Origin of the sequence: Mycobacterium sp., assembly GCF_035623875.1 — a bacterium.
Classification (GTDB): Bacteria; Actinomycetota; Actinomycetes; order Mycobacteriales; family Mycobacteriaceae; genus Mycobacterium.
In genome coordinates this window covers 1-19,449 of record NZ_DASPSP010000003.1, presented here as the reverse complement: position 1 = coordinate 19,449, position 19,449 = coordinate 1, and the positions used below count along the sequence as shown (strand labels likewise).

Here is a 19,449-nt window from a genome sequence, read left to right as displayed (position 1 = left end):
CTGGGCGGCGTCAATCGGCTGGCCCGGCCGGCTCCGGCACCGGCGGCCGAGACAGCGTGTACCAGGCGATCGCGGCGCAGGCCGTCGCCACCAAGACATGGATCCACGAGTACATCCCATGGGCGCCATCGGGTTTGAAGACGACCATGATCCAGGTGGAGAATCCGGCGATCGCCGCGACCGCCGCGCGCGATTGGGCAAGCGGGGCCACGACGGCCAGCGGCCAGCTGTAGTACCACGGCAGCGCGCCGGGTACGAACAACACGACGACGAGCATGGCCCAGGCGACGCCGGTCAACACCGTGCGGTCGTCCTGCCGGTATCGCCACCACAGCAGCGGTAGCGACACCGCGATGATTGCGATTCCGACGAGTCGGGTGACCTGCAGCATGGCATAGAAATTCACCGGAAAGAAGAGTCCGCCGACAGCGTGGATCAGGTTGGCCATCGCCGTGGGGACCGTCAGCCAGTTGATGATCTTCACCGAACCGGCCAGCGCGGTCAGCCAGCCCAGCCCCACCCCGGCCAAGCCGGATAACACGGCGAACACGGCGATGAGGATCAGTACGGATGCTGCGCCGGCCGCCGCAAAGGCCGGCAGCGGCCGGTATCCACGTTGGTTACGCAGATGGCGCATCCACACCCAGACCATGAACGGCAGTGCGATCCCGGCGGTCGCCTTGACCGCGACCCCGAGGGCGATGAGCGTCACACCCGCAACATGATGGCGCTCGTAGGTCAGTGTGATGCCAGCGGTCATCAGGCCCACCATCAGCATCTCGTTGTGAACCCCGCCCATGAGATGGATGATCACCAGCGGGTTGAGCACGCAAATCCACAGCGCGATGGGCGCATTGGCGCCGAGATGGCGTGCCAGCCGCGGTGTCGCCCAGATCAGCAATGCCAGTCCGGGCAGCATGCACAGGCGCAGCAACGTGGTTCCGGCGATCACGTGATTGCCGACCAGCATCGTGACAAGCCGGGCAATCATGATGAATGCCGGGCCGTAGGGTGCCGTGGTGATGGTCCAGATGGGACTCACGTTGTCCAGCAACGGATTCGGATTCTCAATCGGCCCGACAGCGTAGGGGTCCAGGCCGTCGCGCAGCAGCGCACCCTGGGCCAGATACGAGTAGGTGTCGCGGCTGAAGACCGGCACCGACAGCAGCAGCGGCGCCAGCCAGAAGCCGGTGCTGGCCACCATCGTGTATTCGCTCGCACTGCCGGTGAGAACACGCCGGCCCAGCCACAGCCACGCGATCAGCATCAACGCCACGCCCACCCAGAGCACCACCGAGGACAGCACCAGCCCGTGCCCGTAGCGCATCCAGGACAGGTGCAGCGACTCCAGCAGTGGGTCATGCTGTTTCGTGCTGCCGGCTCCGAGTCCTCCTATGGTGATCAGCGCCGCACCCAGGCAGCCCAGTAGTGCCGGTCGGCCCTCGGCCGCGGCAATGAACTCCCGCAGTCGTGAAAAGTGTTGCGTCCGGCCGGCAGCCGGGCCGGCAGTGGGTGTGGATGCGCGCGTGGACATGCGCGTCATGCGGACCGGTTCGCGGCCAGTCGGGCCATCTCGGACAGTCCGGTCTTGGCGGCCGCGTGGATGGGTGCGTCGCCCAGCGTGGCCAGCGCCCGCCGGGTCAGCGTGTCGATCTGGTGCTCGACCGCAGCCAGCGCGCCGACCCGCTCGATAACGCCGCACAGTTCGCGCGCCTGGGTGTCGCTCAAGTCGCTGCCGATCGAGGCGCGCAACAGCTTGGCGGCGGCCGCATCTGACCTGTCGGCTAATTCCACCGCCGTTGCCAGCAGCACTGTGCGCTTGCCAGACCGAAGGTCGTCGCCGGACGGCTTGCCGGTGACCGCCGGATCTCCGAACACCCCTAAAACGTCGTCACGCAGCTGGAATGCGACGCCCAGGTCGGTGCCGACCTCGTGGAAAAGGGTCTGCACGTCGGGTCTATCGGCAGCGGCGGCCACCCCCAATTGCAACGGACGCGACACCGTGTAGGAGGCGGTCTTGTAGGTATTCACGTTCATCGCCGACGCGATCGACTCGGCGGCGCTGGCCTCGGCCACGATATCGAGGTATTGGCCGCCCAGTAGCTCGGTGCGGATGTCGACCCAGACTCGCCGCACCCGGCGGCGTGCGTCGGGCGGCAGATCGATGCCCGCGACGATATCGTCGGCCCACACCAGCGCCACATCGCCGAGCAGGATGGCCGCCGAAATGCCGAATTGCTCGGCCGGTCCCCGCCACTGCCGGTCGCGGTGCAGCGCCGCGAACTGCATGTGTGTAGTCGGCCGACCCCGGCGAGTCGCCGAGCCGTCGATCACGTCGTCGTGCACCAGCGCCGAGGCATGCAGCAGCTCCAGCGCGGAGAACAACAGCAGGGCTTGGGCGTCGGCGTCTTTGCTCGACACGGAGCGCCAGCCCCAGTAGGCGAACGCCGGGCGCAGCCGCTTCCCGCCGCTCAGCACGAACTCTTCCAGGCCGGCCGTCAGGCGGTCGTAGTCGCTTCCGATGTAGGCGGCCTCACCGCGGCGGTCGTGCAAATACCTCCGCAGCTGGTCGGTGACGGCGTCGGCCAACTCGACGGTTGCCGCTGCTTCTACGCTCAGCGCGACACCCCTTCCTGGTCCGCTTCAATCATCGGCGCGATCGTGGCCCGCCAAGTCTATTCGGCGCCGGGCTGTCCAGCGGGTTTTGCCTTACTCAGACCCTGAACTCCGTGCTCCCCCGCACGCGGGTGGGCCCACACCGCAGGTAGGGGAGTACCCCACGCCATATGCTGTCGGGTGATCCGCGCCCACCTGCCGGCCAGCGTTGTTTTCCTGCTGTGGTGAAGAAGTAGTCGATGATGAGGAGTAGCCCGTTGACCTTGAACACCATCGCAGTCGAGCTGGTACCGACGAATGTAGAGCGCGGCACGGAGCAGGCACTCGAAGACGCGCGCAAAGTGGTGCAACTGTCCACCGAAGCCGGCCTCGAGGGGCGGATCGGGCACCTGATGATGCCGGGGTTGATCGAGGAGGAAGATGACCGGCCCGTCAAGATGAAGCCAAAGCTGGACGTGCTCGATTTCTGGTCGATCATCAAACCGGAGTTGCCCGGTGTGCGTGGATTGTGCAGCCAGGTAACTGCTTTCATGGACGAGCAGTCCTTGCGTCAGCGGCTCGGTGATCTGGTCGGTGCCGGCATCGACGGGATCGTGTTCGTCGGCGTACCCCGCACCATGGCCGATGGTGAGGGCTCCGGTGTCGCGCCGACCGACGCCCTGTCGATCTACCGTGAGCTGGTGGATAACCGGGGCGTGATCCTGATTCCCACCCGGGAGGGTGAACAGGGCCGGTTCAATTTCAAGTGCGATCAGGGTGCGACGTTCGCTCAGACTCAGCTGTTGTACTCCGACGCGATCGTGGGTTTCCTGGCCGAGTTCGCTAAGCGGACCGACCATCGGCCGGAGATCCTGCTGTCGTTCGGCTTCGTACCGAAGATGGAGCACCGGATTGGTTTCATCAACTGGCTCATCCAGGATCCGGGCAACGCCGCGGTGGCCGATGAGCAGGCGTTCGTCAAGGTATTGGCCACCACCGAACCTGCCCAGAAGCGCAAGCTGATGGTCGATCTGTACAAGCGGATCATCGACGGCGTCGTCGACCTGGGATATCCGCTGAGCATCCATCTCGAAGCCACGTACGGCAATTCGGCGCCGGCTTTCGAGACGTTCGCGGAGCTGCTGGACTACTGGTCGCCGTCGAGCTGACAGCCGCTTTTCGATCATCGGGTCAGTCGGACTGCTGGTCGCTCGGCTCGGCGAACCGGGGCGAGCGGTCGCGGCTGTACCAGGCCAGCAGCGCCACCACGCCCGCGACCACGAGCGACGAAAGGCCCAGCCAGAGCGCCGCGCCGCGAAACGAACGGGTGCTCGGATCGGTGTAGCGGGCCTGAGCGTTCATCATGCTCACGATGCCCGGCTTGAGTTTCCACTGCACCGTCTCCGGGTCCACGCGATCACCGTTGGTGGACGTGACCGCGCCGGGGAAGGCGACGGTCAGCTCGACGTCCGCATCGGCATCGGTCAGCGACGTCAAGTCCGCCCTCCCCTCCAGGATCACTAGCTCGCCTGCTCGGCGCAGGGACAGGTTGACGCCCTGGGCGTCGGAGTTCATATTTGCCAGCTCCGGCAGCTCGGCAAAGGTCAAGTCGGAGAACACCGCCTGGGACCCCACATAGCCGTCGCGGTCGTACTTGGAGATCGCCACTTTCTGGCTGAACGGCAAATTGGGATCCAGTTGCGGTCCAGCGTCTTTGTCGTTGCGCGATTTGGCCGCCGCGATGATCTCCCCGGACACCAGGTCATCAGGGGAGATGGTGATCGACGCCCTGATCCGGACGCATCCGGCGAGCACTGGTACTACCAGGAGCAGCATCGTCAGGGCCGCCAGGCGGCGACGACGACGCGCGGTGAACGCTCGGGCGAAGAGTTGGATGCTGCTGGCACGCACCCGGTCATCGTGCCAGACCTCGCCGGCGTGTTGTGCGGCTACAGCGGGAGCTTGCGGCCCAGGATCGCGAACGCTCGTGGGTCGCCGGTGAAGTGGTAGCCGCGAATGATGTCGATAAATCCCAGCCGACGGTACAACCGCCAGGCGCGATTGGCTTCGCCGTTGATCTCCGGGGTCGACAGCAGCACGTTGGCTTCGCTGCGGTCGGCGAGCAGCCGCCGCGCCAACGCTTCTCCGAGGCCTCGGCCCTGTGCCCGGGGATGAATGTGCAACTCCGTCAGCTCGAAGTAGCTGGCCATCAGCCTCGCGATCTCGGGGCCGGGGAAGCCGCCGCGTTGCAGCCCGAGCACGACTTGCTGTTGCCACCACTGATCGGGTGCGCCGCAGTAGCCGTAGGCCACGCCGAGCAGGGTTGCCTCGCTCAGCTCGGTAGACGATGGCGTGAGGCCGGCCGGCGTGTCGACTTCCACGGCCGCTACGGCCTGCCAGCCGCGCCGTCGGGTGTGCTCGAGCCACATGGCGGCGCGCTGATTCTCGGTGCCCCGCGGATAACGCATTGCGTCGACGTAAACGCCCAAGGCGTCTCCCAGACGCCGTTGCATGTCTTGCGGCGGCAGGTTGATGAGGAATGTCGCCAACTGGGGAGTCTCCTCGTCGGTCGTCCAGTGCCGTGCTCCGTCCCATTATCGGACGCGGCGGCGGTGCGCGGATCACCACGCGGCGGCGGTTACAATCAGCGAGCGAAGCAGTGGTATGACGCTGATTGACCTCGTATCATTCTGATTAGTTGCCCACACAGCGGGCATTGAAGTGCTATCGGTAATACGTACAGCTTTTCGGCAAGGAGGGACGAATGCCACTCTCCGATCATGAGCAGCGGATGCTCGACCAGATCGAGAGCGCTCTCTATGCCGAAGACCCCAAATTCGCCTCCAGTGTTCGTGGCGGGGGGTTGCGTGCGCCGACCGCACGGCGACGGGTGCAGGGCGCGGCGTTATTTGTGGCCGGTCTCGCGATGTTGGTCTGTGGCATCCCATTTAAGACCGTGTGGGCCGGACCGTTTCCGATCCTGTCGGTCATCGGCTTCGTCGTGATGTTCGGCGGCGTCATATTGGCCATCATCGGCCCGCGACTGTCCGGTCGGGGGGAGCGCCGAGGGTCCTCGGCAGGCGCGCGCCAGCGCCGAAGCAAGGGTGCGGGCGGTTCTTTCACCAGCCGCATGGAAGATCGGTTCCGCCGCCGCTTCGGGGAATAGCGTCAACAGGAACAAAAGGGCAGCGTTTGGCGGCCCTTTGTTTTGCATCGGGTGAGCCGGGTTTGCCCGACACGCAGCAGTGCGCTGCCATGACGCGGCCGCACGCCTCACCTTAGCCCCCCACTGCGCCCCACCTTACCGATAACCCGCAGTTCAAATGTGGTTTGAGCTACCGATCATCGACGCCGCACCGGCATTGCCGAGCCGCTTGAGTGGCCGAAAACCTGCTGAAACGACACCAATCAGTGACCTTCTTGCCGTTAAATGGAGCGCAGTGGGGGATTGTGGGGTATGGTGGCGCAAGTCGAACGGCGTGGAGGTGGCCAGATGTTTCTCGGCACCTACACGCCCAAGCTCGACGACAAAGGGCGGCTCACGCTGCCCGCCAAGTTCCGTGACGCGCTGGCAGGAGGGTTGATGGTCACCAAGAGCCAAGACCATAGCCTGGCTGTCTATCCCCGTGCGGAATTCGAGCAACTTGCCCGTCGGGCCAGCAAGGCATCAAGAAGCAACCCGGAGGCGAGAGCGTTCCTGCGCAACCTGGCCGCCGCCACCGATGAACAGCATCCCGACGCGCAAGGCCGAATCACGTTGTCGGCCGACCACCGTCGCTACGCAAACCTTTCGAAGGACTGCGTGGTCATCGGATCGGTTGACTACCTAGAGATTTGGGATGCCCAAGCCTGGCAGGAATACCAACAGACCCACGAAGAGAACTTCTCCGCAGCCAGCGATGAAGCACTCGGCGACATTATCTGAGGCGCGTGCCCGTGCACCGTGGCCTCTGCCCGAACCGACCCTGACGTACTTCCCCAACGCCAGGTTCGTGTTGTCGGACAGGGACCTCGGTGCAGGGGCACACCGCCGGGTCACCGGGCGATCGCAAGCGCGGCGAAGCCGGGCGCAGCGGGTCGACCGCCGGGTCGCTCGTAGGGGAGGTGTTGTCATGGCTGATGTCACAGGCGATTTCGGTCATGTGCCCGTGCTTCTCGAACGCTGCGTCGCACTGCTCACCCCCGCGCTGACGCGTCGCCATCCGGACGGGTCGGGCGCGGTGCTCATCGACGCGACCGTCGGCGCCGGCGGGCACACCGAACGTTTCCTGACCGACTTGCCCGGACTCCGGCTGATCGGCATCGACCGCGACCCGACCGCACTGAACATCGCCCGCACCCGGCTGGCGCGTTTCGCTGACCGCCTCACCTTGATCCAATCTCGGTATGATCGGATCGGCGCTGTTATCGCCGAGTCGGGTTATGCTGCAACGGGATCCGTGGACGGTGTGCTCTTCGATCTTGGCGTCTCGTCGATGCAGCTCGACCGCGGCGAACGCGGCTTCTCCTACGCCAAGGACGCGCCGTTGGACATGCGGATGGACCCCACATCGGCGCTGACCGCCGCCGAAATCGTCAACAACTACGACGAGGCGGCGCTGACCGACATCCTGCGCCGGTACGGCGAGGAGCGCTTCGCCCGCCGCATCGCCGCGCACATCATCCGCCGCCGTGCGCGCACGCCGTTCACCTCGACCGGCGAGCTGGTAGAGCTTGTCTACCAAGCAGTTCCGGCACCGGCCCGACGTACTGGCGGACATCCGGCCAAGAGGACATTCCAGGCGCTGCGCATCGCGGTCAACGACGAGCTGGACGCATTGCGCGACGCTGTGCCCGCCGCCTTGAACGCCCTCGCCGTCGACGGACGCATCGTGGTGCTGGCGTATCAGTCGCTGGAAGACCGCATCGTCAAACGGGTGTTCACCGAGGCCGCTACCTCGAGTACACCGCCGGGTCTGCCGGTCGAACTCCCCGGGCACGGACCGCAATTCACCTCGTTGACGCGCGGCGCCGAACGCGCCGGCGACGCCGAGATTCAGCAGAACCCGCGAAGTGCCGGGGTGCGACTGCGTGCTTTGCAACGCGTGCAACCGGGGCATGAGGCAGCAAGGAAGGGAGGCAGATGAAAGCCAAGCGTGAAACGCCACCGCCTCGCGGCGGTGGTCGTCGGCGCGGGCAGACCAGCGCCTCCCGGACCACCGGGCGGCGGCTGGCCGACCCGGCGCCGCCACGTCGCACCCGTCCGCGCGCCGGGAAAGCGTCAGCGCCGGCACGCGAGCCACGAATGCCACGATCCGCGCCGCAGACCACCCCGATCTCGCGGCCCGTCGAGCGGCCGGCCCGACCGAAGAATGCCAGCCAGGCCAAGGCGCGAGCGAAGGCACGGAAAGCCAAGGCGCCCAAGGTCGTTCGGCCGCCGTTACGAGACCGTCTGCTCACCAGATTGGCGTCGATCGACCTAAGACCGCGCACATTGGCGGCCAAAGTGCCGTTCGTGGTGCTGGTGATCGGCTCGCTCGGCGCCGGGCTGGGCCTCACGTTGTGGCTGTCCACCGACTCTGCCGAGCGTTCTTACCAGCTTGGCAATGCCCGCCAGCAGAACCGGCTGTTGCAAGAGCAGAAGGAAGCGCTGGAGCGGGACGTGATGGAGGCACAGTCCGCACCTGCGTTAGCCGAGGCCGCGCGCGGCCTGGGGATGATCCCGACCAGGGACACCGCGCACTTGATCCAGGATCCGTCAGGGAACTGGATGGTGGTCGGGACCCCCAAGCCCGCCCAAGGCGTTCCGCCGCCACCGCTCAACACCAAGCTGCCTGACGAAAAGCTGGCACCGCCTCCGGCCCCATCGGGGAAGCCGGTCGAGGTGCCGATGCGAGTCTTGCCGGGCAACGGCGCTCCGGCCGTCCCGCTGGCGCCCGGACCCGAGGTATTGGTCCGCACCCCTGACGGTGCCAGCACGTTGGGCACCGAGCACTTTCCGCCAGTTCCCGGCACGCCGCAACTGCCTGCTGCCGGACCGGCACTCGTGCCGGGCGCTCCGCCCGTGCCGGGGTTGCCGCCCACATCGGCCCCGGCTGCCGCCGAGCCCGCACCCGGTGTGCCTCTGCCCGCTGGGCCCGCGCCCGCCGCGCCCACGCCCGCTGGGCCTGCGCCGCTGGCCGTACCCGCGATTCCGCCTGCCGCCGCGCCGCCCCCGGCCGACGCAGCACCCGCGGGCGTGCCCCATCTCGCCGCGCCACCCGCCGCGCCGCTTATCGGCGAGCAGTTCGGTCCACTGACCATCACGACACCCGGCGCTCCGCGGTGAGCCGCGCAGACCGGTCAGGCAGCCGATCTGCGCGCCCGGTGCGACGTCGGGGCGTCAAAGTCAAATCAGCCAAAAAGTCCAAGAAATCTACGACGCCGAAAAAAGATGCGCGGGCAAATGCGAGCCCACCGGTCCGCTCGGCGCGCGACCGTCGTACCCGCCAGGCAGTGGATTTCGGAACCCGCGGCGCGTCGTTCGTCTTCCGGCACCGAGCAGGCAATGCGGTGATCTTCCTGGCGCTGTTGGTGGCGGCCGTCCAGCTGTTTTATCTGCAGGTGCCGCGAGCATCCGGGCTGCGTGCTGAGGCCGCGGGTCAACTCAAGGTCACCGATGTCCAAAAGGCGTTGCGCGGCAGCATCATCGACCGCAATAACGACCAACTCGCGTTCACCATCGAGGCCCGCGCGCTGACCTTCCAGCCGCGCAGGATCCATAAGCAGCTGGCGGAGGCCAAACAGAAGAACGCGAACGCCCCCGGCCCGCAACAGCGATTGACGGATATTGCCAAGGAGGTGGCGCTGCGGCTGAACAACAAGCCGGACAAGGCCACCTTGCTGAAGAAGCTACGCAGTGACGAGACCTTCGTCTATCTGGCCCGCGCCGTCGACCCTGCGATCGCCACCGCCATTACCACCAAATACCCCGAGGTCGGCACCGAACGTCAAGACCTACGGCAGTATCCCGGCGGCGCGCTGGCGGCCAACATCGTCGGCGGAATCGACTGGGACGGCCACGGTCTGCTCGGGCTGGAGGATTCGATGGATGCCGAGCTGGCCGGCACCGACGGCTCCATCACGTACGACCGCGGCTCCGACGGCGTGGTGATACCCGGCAGCTACCGCAATCGACACAAGGCGGTCAACGGCTCGACCGTCCAGCTCACCCTCGACGACGACATTCAGTTCTACGTCCAGCAGCAGGTCCAGCAGGCCAAGAACCTATCTGGGGCGCGCAATGCCTCGGCGGTGGTGCTGGATGCCAAGACCGGCGAAGTGCTGGCCATGACCAACGACAACACCTTCGACCCGGCTCAGGACATCGGGCGTCAGGGCGACAAGCAGATGGGCGACCTCCCAGTCACCTCCCCGTTCGAGCCGGGATCGGTGAACAAGGTCGTCACCGCCGCCGCGGTGATCGAGTACGGGCTCAGCAATCCCGACGAGGTGCTGCAGGTGCCGGGCTCGATCGACATGGGCGGGGTCACGGTGCACGATGCGTGGACTCATGGCGTGACGCCCTACACGACCACCGGCGTGTTCGGGAAATCGTCTAACGTGGGCACGCTGATGCTGGCCAAGCGTGTCGGCCCGGACCGCTATTTCGACATGCTCCGCAAGTTCGGGCTGGGTCAGCGCACCAACGTCGGGCTGCCCGGTGAGAGTGCCGGGCTGGTTCCCCCGCTCGATCAGTGGTCGGGCAGCACGTTCTCCAATCTTCCTATTGGACAGGGCCTTTCGATGACCTTGCTGCAGATGGCGGGCATGTATCAGGCGATCGCCAACGATGGGCTGCGGATTCCGCCGCGGATCATCAAGGCCACCATCGCACCGGACGGCAGTCGCACCGAAGAGCCGCGTCCAGAAGGCACCCGGGTGGTATCGGCCGAAACCGCCCGGACGGTGCGCAACATGTTGCGCGCGGTCGTGCAGCATGATCCGAGGGGTATCCAGCAGGGCACCGCGCCGGCGGCCGCGGTCGAGGGTTACCAGATTTCCGGCAAAACCGGCACGGCGCAGCAGATCAACCCGGCGTGCGGCTGCTACTTCGACAACGTCGACTGGATCACGTTCGCCGGTATGGCCACCAGTGACGATCCGCGGTATGTCATCGGCATCATGATGGACAACCCGCAGCACGCCGCCGACGGCTCACCCGGATCGTCGGCAGCCCCGTTGTTCCACAACATCGCCGGCTGGCTGCTGCAGCGCGAAAACATCCCACTGTCACCCGATCCCGGGCCGCCGCTGACATTGCAGGCCATGTAGGCGCGCAGTGACTTGCGGCCCGTTGCCAGCTGCTGGTATTCGAGACTGGTCAGGTTTCGGCGTGAGGTGGTGGCGATGGCGGCTGAGGGACGGTTTCGGGTCGACCTGGAGGCCTTGGCGTGTGCGGCGGCGCAGGTGTCCGAACAGGGTGAGGATTTGGCGAGTGCTCACTTGTCGTCGGACAACCGGATAACGTCCGTCCAGTCGGGCTGGGTGGGTGCCTCTGCTGCGGTGCTGAGCATTAAGACGGCGACCTGGCTGGACACTTCGCGCAGGTTGCTGGCCAGGGTCGGCGCTCACGCGTTGGACCTGAACGACGACGGGATCGACTTTGCGACGATGGAGCGCGACAACGTTGAGATGCTGCGCGGGTATCCGCACCCGGGGGGATGATGATCCGACTCGTTGCCGGGATTTTAAGGCTGATGGTGGTATTCGTATCAGTTTTCGGTTGCGGTACAACAGATCCCGGAGCGCATGGCAATCCCGGACCGCTGCGGGTGGAGGAGTTGGAGAACGGGTTGCGGCTCAAACCGTCGTTTGAAGTAGCTCGTGCTGAGTACTCGGCGGCAATGGATCAGATGGCAGGAAAGATCGCTGCAGTGGTGCCGGGGATGAGCTGGCACGTCGAAGAGAGCAGCTGGAACGGGTGTAGCGGTGCGGTATTGACGGCGAGATCGGACTGGTTGATGCCCGAAACCGACGTCCCGACTCCGATACCGACTACTCACCCGTAAAGTCCTCCGCCCGCCACGTCACAGCTGCCCTGGCAAAGCCGGGAACCTTATCGCCTTATCGTCGGAGTTCTCCGGATAGGTAGGGTCATGGCCGATTAAGACGATGAAACGGTCCTGAGAATCGGCGGCAGAGGAAGGTGGTATCGGTGCCCACTGCGCTGCGGCCCAGCGTCGGCTTGGGTGTGCCGCTGTCGACGCTGGCTGCCCAGGTAGGCGCGGCACCGGCCGAGGGGAGCATGGTCCCCGATCTGCGAATCACCGGTGTCACCTTGCGGGCCCAGGACGTGCTTTCGGGTGACCTGTTCGCGGCGCTTTCCGGCGCGACGACCCACGGCGCCCGCCATCTCGGCGACGCGATCGAGCGCGGGGCCGTCGCGGTGCTCACCGACGCCGCCGGCGTCGCCGAAATCGCAGAGCAGACTCAGCCGTCCGCCGTGGTGCCGGTGCTGGTTCATCCCGAACCCCGCAGCGTGCTTGGCGAACTCGCCGCCACGGTGTACGGCCGTCCCTCAGAGCGCCTCGCCGTCGTCGGCGTGACCGGGACGTCGGGCAAGACGACCACGACGTATCTGCTAGAGGCCGGTCTGCGGGTGGCCGGGCGGGCAGTGGGACTGGTCGGCACGATCGGCCTGCGCATCAACGGCGTCGACGTTCCCAGCGCGCTGACCACGCCCGAAGCGCCCGCATTGCAGGCGCAGCTAGCGGTGATGGCCGAGCGCGGTGTCGACACCGTGGTGATGGAGGTGTCCAGTCACGCGCTGACGCTCGGCCGAGTCGACGGCATCCGCTTCGCGGTGGGCGGTTTCACGAATCTGTCCCGGGACCACCTCGACTTCCACCCGACCATGGAGGACTACTTCGAGGCCAAGGCACGCCTGTTCGACCCCTCTTCGCCACTGCGCGCCCGTCGCGCGGTGGTGTGCGTCGACGACGACGCCGGTCGCGAGATGGCCAGCCGCGCCGACGCGGCGGTCACCGTCAGCGCGCGGGGCCGGTCGGCGGACTGGCGCGCCGAAGACGTGACGGCCGCGGCCGGCGAGCAGGAGTTCACCGCGGTCGACCCCGCAGGCGTGCACCACCGGATTGGCATCCCGCTGCCGGGCGACTACAACATCGCCAATTGCCTTGTCGCACTGGCAATTCTCGACGTACTCGGGGTTTCTCCAGAGCAGGCGTCAACCGGGCTGCGGCATGCCCGCGTCCCCGGGCGGCTCGAGCAGATCGATCGCGGCCAGGACTTTCTCGCGTTGGTCGACTACGCGCATAAGCCGGGCGCGTTGGGCGCGGTGTTGCAATCTCTGCGGCGCCCGGACAGCCGATTGGCCGTGGTGTTCGGGGCCGGTGGTGACCGCGACCCGGGTAAGCGTGCGCCGATGGGGCGGGTCGCTGCCGAACTGGCCGACCTGGTGATCGTGACCGACGACAACCCGCGCAGTGAGGACCCCGAGGCAATTCGCCGCGAGATCCTCGCCGGTGCGGCCGAACAGGGTGCGCAGGTCATCGAGATCGGCGACCGTCGCGAGGCGATCAGGCACGCGGTGGCGTGGGCACAGCCCGGTGACGTCGTGGTGATCGCCGGCAAAGGCCACGAAACCGGGCAGAGCCGCGGTGGCCAAACTCGTCCCTTCGATGACCGGATCGAGCTGGCCGCCGCGCTCGAGGAGCTCGAATGATCGACCTCACCGTTGCGCAGATCGCCGACATCGTCGGCGGCGAACTGGCCGACATCTCGGCGCAGGCCGCCGCGGATCTGCACGTCACTGGGACCGTCGAATTCGACTCGCGCAAAGTCACACCGGGCGGGTTGTTCTTGGCGCTGCCGGGGGCCCGCTCCGACGGGCACGACCACGCCGCGTCGGCGGTAGCCGCCGGAGCGGTCGCGGTGCTGGCTGCCCGGCCGGTCGGCGCGCCCGCGATCGTGGTCGCCCCCGGCCCGCCCGCAACACAGCGCGACGGGGCCACCAGTGGCGGACTGGCCGGTGTCATCGAGCATGACGGCGACGGGTCGGGCGCGGCGGTGCTGGCCGCGCTGGCCAAATTGGCCGCGGCGGTGGCCGCCGAGCTGGTGGCCGGCGGGCTGACGATCGTCGGGATCACTGGCTCGTCGGGCAAGACGTCGACGAAAGACCTGCTGGCCGCGGTGCTCGAGCCGCTCGGCGAGGTGGTGGCGCCGCCGGGGTCGTTCAACAACGAGCTGGGCCACCCGTGGACCGTCCTGCGCGCCACCGGCAGCACCGACTACTTGATACTGGAGCTCTCGGCGCGCCACCCCGGCAACATCGCCGAGCTGGCAGCAATCGCGCCGCCGGCCATCGGCGTCGTACTCAATGTCGGCACTGCGCATCTGGGTGAGTTCGGCTCACGCGAGACCATCGCGCAGACCAAATCCGAACTGCCGCAGGCTATTCCGCGATCAGGGGTGGTCGTCCTCAACGTCGACGACCGGGCGGTTGCGGCGATGGCCGACGTGACCGCGGCCCGCGTGGTACGGGTGAGCCGGCACAGCCGGACCGACGCCGGCCCCGCTGACGTGTGGGCCGGTCCGGTCACGCTCGACGAGCTGGCCAGGCCGCAGTTCACCTTGCACACGGCGGACAACGTCGTCGACATCCGGTTGGCTGTGCACGGCGACCATCAGGTGAGCAACGCGCTGTGCGCGGCCGCGGTAGCGCTCGAATGCGGCGCCACCTGCGAGCAGGTCGCGACGGCGCTGGCCGGCGCCGGCCCGGTGTCGCAGCACCGGATGCGGGTCAGCACCCGCCGCGACGGGGTCACCGTCATCGACGACGCCTACAACGCGAACCCCGATTCCATGCAGGCCGGGTTGCAGGCACTTGCCTGGATTGCCCGCGGCGGCAGCGGGCCCGTGCCTCGGCGCAGCTGGGCGGTCTTGGGCGAGATGGCCGAACTCGGCGAGGACGCGATATCCGAACATGACCGCATCGGCCGGCTCGCCGTGCGCTTAGATGTGTCTCGACTCGTTGTCGTGGGAATGGGGAGGTCTATGAGCGCCATGCACCACGGCGCGGTCATGGAGGGCTCGTGGGGTGGGGAAGCCGCCCTCGTCGACGACGCCGACGCCGCGCTGACCCTGCTGCGAGCCGAACTGCAGCCCGGGGACGTGGTGCTGGTCAAGGCTTCCAACGCGGCGGGCCTGGGCGCACTTGCCGACTCGCTGGTCGTCGACACCGACGCAGCTGATCAGGGCCAGGGCGATCGCCGATGATCGATATCCTCATCGCCGTCGCCATCGCGCTGACGGTGTCCATTCTGTTGACCCCGATGCTGATCCGGCTGTTCACCAGGCAGGGCTTCGGTCACGAGATCCGCGAAGACGGCCCGCCAAGCCACAAGACGAAGCGCGGAACACCGTCGATGGGTGGGGTGGCGATCCTGGCCGGCATTTGGGCGGGCTACCTGGGCACCCACCTGGCCGGTCTGGCATTCAACGGCGAGGGGCCCTCGGCGTCGGGTCTGTTGGTGCTGTTTTTGGCCACCACGCTCGGCGCAGTCGGATTCGTCGACGACCTGATCAAGATCCGGCGCTCGCGCAACCTGGGGCTGAACAAGACGGCCAAAACCGTCGGGCAGATCACCGCCGCGGTGCTGGTCGGCGTGCTGGTTCTGCAATTCCGCAATGACGCCGGCCTGACGCCCGGCACCTCCGACCTGTCGTATGTACGCGAAATCGCCACCGTCACACTGGCTCCCGCGCTTTTCGTGCTGTTCTGCGTAGTTGTCATCAGCGCCTGGTCGAATGCGGTCAACTTCACCGACGGCCTGGACGGGCTGGCCGCCGGCAGCATGGCCATGGTCACCGCCGCCTACGTGCTGATCACATTCTGGCAGTACCGCAACGCCTGCGCGGTCACGCCGGGTCCGGGTTGTTACAACGTGCGCGATCCGCTGGACCTGGCGATCATCGCCGCCGCGACGGCGGGCGCCTGCATCGGGTTTCTGTGGTGGAACGCAGCGCCGGCCAAAATTTTCATGGGAGACACCGGATCGCTGGCCCTGGGTGGCGTCATCGCCGGGATCTCGGTGACCAGCCGCACTGAGATCCTCGCGGTGGTTCTCGGCTCGCTGTTCGTCGCCGAGATCGCCTCGGTAGTCGTGCAGATCCTGGCCTTCCGCACCACCGGTCGCCGGGTGTTTCGGATGGCGCCCTTCCACCACCACTTCGAGCTCGTCGGCTGGGCCGAAACCACGGTGATCATCCGGTTCTGGTTGCTGACCGCGATCAGCTGCGGCCTGGGGGTAGCGCTGTTCTACAGCGAGTGGCTCGCCGCCACCGGCGGCCGCTGACATGAGCCGCGATACCACGCGTGGTTCGATATCCGACTTCGAGCTCGGCACGCCCGTGCTGGTCGCGGGCGGCGGTGTGACCGGACGCTCGGTGCTGGCGGCGTTGACACCGCTGGGTGTGACGGCAACGCTCTACGACGACGACCCGGCGACCCGCCAGCAGTTCGCCGACGGTGGTGTGGCGACGGTGGATTCGTCCACCGCCGCACGGCACATCACCGATTACGCCCTGGTCGTGACCAGTCCCGGTTTCCCACCGACCGCACCGGTGCCGGTCGCCGCCCAGTCAGCCGGTGTACCCGTCTGGGGCGACGTCGAGCTGGCGTGGCGGCTCGACGCGTCCGGTCACTACGGGCCTCCGCGCCGTTGGCTCGCGGTCACCGGCACCAACGGCAAGACGACCACCACGTCGATGCTGCAGGCCATGCTCACGGCCGCCAACCTGTCCAGCAGGTTGTGCGGCAACATCGGTAGCCCGGTGCTGGATGTCCTGCGCGAGCCCGCCGACCTGCTGGCCGTCGAGTTGTCCAGCTTCCAGCTGCACTGGGCGCCGTCGGTGCGGCCCGAGGTCGGCGTGGTGCTCAACATCGCCGAAGACCATCTGGATTGGCACGGCAGCCTCGCCGATTACACCGCCGCCAAGGCACGGGTGCTGACCGGCCGGGTGGCGGTGGTCGGGCTCGATGACCCGCGCGCCGCGGCGCTGCTGTCGGCTACCCACGCCCCGGTACGCGTCGGATTCCGGCTCGGCGAACCCGCCGTCGGCGAACTCGGGGTGCGCGACGGCATGCTCGTCGACCGGGCGTTTTCCGATGCCGTTCCGGACGGCTCAGCGCTGGCCGCGGTCTCGTCGATCCCGGTACCGGGGCCGGTGGGCGTGCTCGACGCGTTGGCGGCAGCCGCCCTGGCGCGCAGTGTCGGGGTGCCCGCAGAGGCGGTCGCGGACGCGCTGGCGACGTTTCGGGTGGGCCGGCACCGCGCCGAGGTGGTGGCCGTCGTCGACCAGATCAGCTACGTCGACGATTCCAAGGCCACCAACCCGCACGCCGCCGAGGCATCCGTGCTGGCATACCCGCGGGTGGTGTGGATAGCCGGGGGTCTGCTCAAGGGCGCGTCGGTGCAGCAGACGGTAGCCAGGATCGCTCCGCGGCTGGTCGGGGCGGTGCTGATCGGCCGTGATCGGGCAGAGGTTGCCGAGGCGTTATCACGACACGCGCCGGATGTCCCCGTCGTACAGCTTGTGACAGGCGAGGATGCTGATATGCATGCGACTGCTGAGGCTCCTGTTGCCCATGTGACAAAAGTGATTCCTCCATCGGACGATACCGTCGGCATTCGCGTGATGAACGCCGCCGTCGCTGCCGCCCGAGACCTGGCCCGCCCCGGCGACACGGTGCTGCTGGCACCGGCTGGGGCGTCATTTGACCAGTTCACCGGCTATGCCGACCGCGGCGACGCGTTCGCGGCCGCCGTGCGTGCCACGTCCGGATAGTCGGCGTGAACAACAGGTTGGCCCGGTTGCTACACCGGGGAACCAAGGACGGTCAGCCGGCGGGGAGCACCGCGAGCACGCCTGACACGTCGGGGGAGACGAGCGCGGCGGAACACGACGAGAGCCCGGCGGTCTCCGCCAAGCCGGCCGCCACCGCTACGGCCGGGCCCCGCACCCGGTTCGGGGCCTGGCTGGGCCGGCCCATGACGTCGTTTCACCTGATCATCGCCGTGGCTACGCTGCTGACCACGCTGGGTCTGATCATGGTGCTCTCCGCGTCCGGGGTCCGTTCCTACGACGACGACGGGTCGGCGTGGGTTATCTTCGGCCGGCAGGTGCTGTGGACCATCATCGGGCTGTTCGCGTGCTATCTGGCGTTGCGATTGCCGGTGCGGTTCATGCGGCAAGTGGCGTTTTCCGGATTCGCGCTGACCATCGTGATGCTGGTGCTGGTGCTGATCCCGGGAATCGGCAAAGAAGCCAACGGCTCCCGTGGATGGTTTGTGGTCGCGGGCTTCTCGATGCAGCCCTCCGAGTTGACGAAGATCGCCTTGGCGATCTGGGGTGCCCACCTGCTGGCCGCGCGGCGCATGGAGCGGGCCTCGCTGCGGGAGATGCTGGTCCCGCTGGTGCCGGCTGCGGTGATCGCGCTGGCCCTGATCGTGGCGCAGCCCGACCTGGGCCAGACGGTCTCGTTGGGCATCATCCTGCTGGGCCTGTTCTGGTATGCCGGCCTACCGCTGCGGGTGTTCCTGAGTTCGCTGTTCGCCGCGATCGTGGCGGCGGCGATCCTGGCGGTGTCGGCCGGTTACCGTTCCGACCGGGTGCGGTCGTGGCTGAACCCCGGCCAGGACCCCCAAGACTCGGGGTATCAGGCCAGGCAGGCCAAGTTCGCGCTGGCCAATGGCGGTATCTTCGGCGACGGTCTGGGCCAGGGCACGGCCAAGTGGAACTATCTGCCCAACGCCCATAACGACTTCATCTTCGCGATCATCGGCGAGGAGCTCGGTTTCGTCGGCGCTTTCGGGCTGCTGGTCCTCTTCGGGTTGTTCGCCTACACCGGGATGCGGATCGCGCGCCGGTCGGCCGACCCGTTCCTGCGGCTGCTGACCGCGACCACCACGACCTGGGTGCTGGGCCAGGCGTTCATCAACATCGGCTACGTGATCGGGATCCTGCCAGTCACCGGCCTTCAGCTGCCGCTCATCTCGGCTGGTGGAACATCAACGGCTGCAACGCTTTTCATGATAGGGATCATGATCAACGCGGCTCGCCACGAACCCGAGGCGGTGGCCGCGCTGCGAGCCGGGCGCGACGACAAGGTGAACCGGCTGCTGCGGCTGCCGCTGCCCGAGCCGTATGTGCCGACCCGCCTGGAGGCGTTTCGCGATCGCAAGCGTGTCCGCCCGCAACCGGCGAAAGCCGGGGCGCCCCGGAATGCGCCCAGGAAGTCCCCCCAGGGGCCGGCGCGGAAGCCTTCGCGGGACGCCGATGCGCCGCTGCGGCCGGCGTTCGGGCGAACAGCCCCCCGGCCGGTGCCGCGGGGAGGGCATCATGTATCTGGCCAGCGTCAGACACGGCGCGCACGCGCATTGGAAGGTCAGCGTTACGGGTGAACGACACGGTCAGGGAGCCGGCCGGCGGGCTGGGGGCAAGCCCCTCGCCCGCCGGTGCCGCATCATCGGTCAATTCCACCCTGTCCGTAGTGCTCGCCGGCGGCGGCACCGCCGGCCATGTGGAGCCCGCGATGGCCGTCGCCGACGCGCTCGCCGCGCTGGATCCGCAGGTCCGGATCACCGCGTTGGGCACCCGACGCGGACTGGAGACCCGGCTGGTGCCCCAGCGCGGCTACCGTCTCGAGTTGATCACGCCGGTCCCGCTGCCGCGTAAGGCCAGCGGCGACCTGGCCCGGCTGCCACCGCGGGTGTGGCGTGCCGTCCGGGAGACCCGAGCCGTGCTCGATGCCGTCGAGGCGGACGTGGTGATCGGTTTCGGTGGGTATGTGGCGCTGCCGGCCTACCTCGCCGC

General features: G+C 67.4%; 18 protein-coding genes. 14 read left to right on the top strand and 4 right to left on the bottom strand.

Annotated features, from left to right (window positions below; translation table 11 throughout):
• Nucleotides 1-10: 10 nt before the first annotated feature.
• Nucleotides 11-1,534, bottom strand: a complete 1,524-nt coding sequence (locus tag VEI45_RS00305; RefSeq protein ID WP_324848974.1) for an alpha-(1->6)-mannopyranosyltransferase A — start codon at nucleotides 1,532-1,534, stop codon at nucleotides 11-13.
• 5 nt (nucleotides 1,535-1,539) lie between these two features.
• Nucleotides 1,540-2,589 carry a bifunctional (2E,6E)-farnesyl/geranyl diphosphate synthase gene (gene idsA2, locus VEI45_RS00300; RefSeq protein ID WP_324848972.1) on the bottom strand — a complete coding sequence of 350 codons (1,050 nt, stop codon included), beginning with the start codon at nucleotides 2,587-2,589 and terminating at the stop codon, nucleotides 1,540-1,542.
• Between the two features lie 284 nt (nucleotides 2,590-2,873).
• Between idsA2 and VEI45_RS00295 the strand changes: the two genes are divergently transcribed.
• Nucleotides 2,874-3,764: a mycobacterial-type methylenetetrahydrofolate reductase gene (locus tag VEI45_RS00295; protein WP_324848970.1), complete on the top strand. Its 891-nt coding sequence runs from the start codon at nucleotides 2,874-2,876 to the stop codon at nucleotides 3,762-3,764.
• A gap of 22 nt (nucleotides 3,765-3,786) precedes the next feature.
• On the opposite strand, the gene VEI45_RS00290 is transcribed toward VEI45_RS00295, so the two are convergent.
• Both VEI45_RS00290 and VEI45_RS00285 read right to left on the bottom strand, forming a co-directional pair.
• Nucleotides 3,787-4,431: an LppM family (lipo)protein gene (locus tag VEI45_RS00290; protein WP_324849042.1), complete on the bottom strand. Its 645-nt coding sequence runs from the start codon at nucleotides 4,429-4,431 to the stop codon at nucleotides 3,787-3,789.
• Nucleotides 4,432-4,544: 113 nt separating this feature from the next.
• On the bottom strand, nucleotides 4,545-5,144 hold the full coding sequence (locus VEI45_RS00285; protein WP_324848968.1) for a GNAT family N-acetyltransferase: 600 nt from the start codon (nucleotides 5,142-5,144) through the stop codon (nucleotides 4,545-4,547).
• A gap of 215 nt (nucleotides 5,145-5,359) precedes the next feature.
• Between VEI45_RS00285 and VEI45_RS00280 the strand changes: the two genes are divergently transcribed.
• The 13 genes from VEI45_RS00280 to VEI45_RS00220 form a co-directional block, all read left to right on the top strand.
• Nucleotides 5,360-5,761: a DUF3040 domain-containing protein gene (locus VEI45_RS00280; protein ID WP_324848966.1), complete on the top strand. Its 402-nt coding sequence runs from the start codon at nucleotides 5,360-5,362 to the stop codon at nucleotides 5,759-5,761.
• A gap of 327 nt (nucleotides 5,762-6,088) precedes the next feature.
• The gene (gene mraZ, locus VEI45_RS00275) at nucleotides 6,089-6,520 is read left to right on the top strand and encodes a division/cell wall cluster transcriptional repressor MraZ (RefSeq protein ID WP_219067252.1); all 432 of its coding nucleotides are present in this window, start codon (nucleotides 6,089-6,091) and stop codon (nucleotides 6,518-6,520) included.
• The gene (gene rsmH / locus VEI45_RS00270; RefSeq protein WP_324848964.1) at nucleotides 6,495-7,721 is read left to right on the top strand and encodes a 16S rRNA (cytosine(1402)-N(4))-methyltransferase RsmH; all 1,227 of its coding nucleotides are present in this window, start codon (nucleotides 6,495-6,497) and stop codon (nucleotides 7,719-7,721) included. The genes mraZ and rsmH overlap by 26 nt, the downstream gene beginning before the upstream one ends.
• Nucleotides 7,718-8,902 (top strand): hypothetical protein, encoded by a 1,185-nt coding sequence (locus tag VEI45_RS00265; RefSeq protein ID WP_324848962.1) that lies wholly within the window; start codon nucleotides 7,718-7,720, stop codon nucleotides 8,900-8,902. The genes rsmH and VEI45_RS00265 overlap by 4 nt, the downstream gene beginning before the upstream one ends.
• Nucleotides 8,899-10,887: a penicillin-binding protein 2 gene (locus VEI45_RS00260; protein ID WP_324848961.1), complete on the top strand. Its 1,989-nt coding sequence runs from the start codon at nucleotides 8,899-8,901 to the stop codon at nucleotides 10,885-10,887. Before VEI45_RS00265 ends, VEI45_RS00260 begins: the two co-directional genes overlap by 4 nt.
• 75 nt (nucleotides 10,888-10,962) lie before the next feature.
• A complete protein-coding gene (locus VEI45_RS00255) occupies nucleotides 10,963-11,280 on the top strand; it encodes a hypothetical protein (RefSeq protein WP_324848959.1) in 318 nt (105 codons plus the stop codon).
• 32 nt (nucleotides 11,281-11,312) lie between these two features.
• Complete coding sequence (locus VEI45_RS00250) at nucleotides 11,313-11,624, top strand: LppA family lipoprotein (protein ID WP_324848957.1); 312 nt, start codon at nucleotides 11,313-11,315, stop codon at nucleotides 11,622-11,624.
• A 137-nt stretch (nucleotides 11,625-11,761) separates the two neighbouring features.
• Nucleotides 11,762-13,297 (top strand): UDP-N-acetylmuramoyl-L-alanyl-D-glutamate--2,6-diaminopimelate ligase, encoded by a 1,536-nt coding sequence (locus VEI45_RS00245; RefSeq protein ID WP_324848955.1) that lies wholly within the window; start codon nucleotides 11,762-11,764, stop codon nucleotides 13,295-13,297.
• A complete protein-coding gene (locus VEI45_RS00240) occupies nucleotides 13,294-14,850 on the top strand; it encodes a UDP-N-acetylmuramoyl-tripeptide--D-alanyl-D-alanine ligase (RefSeq protein WP_324848953.1) in 1,557 nt (518 codons plus the stop codon). Before VEI45_RS00245 ends, VEI45_RS00240 begins: the two co-directional genes overlap by 4 nt.
• Nucleotides 14,847-15,929 carry a phospho-N-acetylmuramoyl-pentapeptide-transferase gene (gene mraY, locus VEI45_RS00235; protein ID WP_324848951.1) on the top strand — a complete coding sequence of 361 codons (1,083 nt, stop codon included), beginning with the start codon at nucleotides 14,847-14,849 and terminating at the stop codon, nucleotides 15,927-15,929. The genes VEI45_RS00240 and mraY overlap by 4 nt, the downstream gene beginning before the upstream one ends.
• A 1-nt stretch (nucleotide 15,930) precedes the next feature.
• Nucleotides 15,931-17,421 (top strand): UDP-N-acetylmuramoyl-L-alanine--D-glutamate ligase, encoded by a 1,491-nt coding sequence (murD, locus tag VEI45_RS00230; RefSeq protein ID WP_324848949.1) that lies wholly within the window; start codon nucleotides 15,931-15,933, stop codon nucleotides 17,419-17,421.
• Between the two features lie 5 nt (nucleotides 17,422-17,426).
• A complete protein-coding gene (gene ftsW / locus VEI45_RS00225; protein WP_324848947.1) occupies nucleotides 17,427-19,037 on the top strand; it encodes a putative lipid II flippase FtsW in 1,611 nt (536 codons plus the stop codon).
• A partial coding sequence (locus VEI45_RS00220) for a glycosyltransferase (protein WP_324848945.1) occupies nucleotides 19,034-19,449 on the top strand: 416 nt, incomplete at its 3' end. The genes ftsW and VEI45_RS00220, both read left to right, overlap by 4 nt.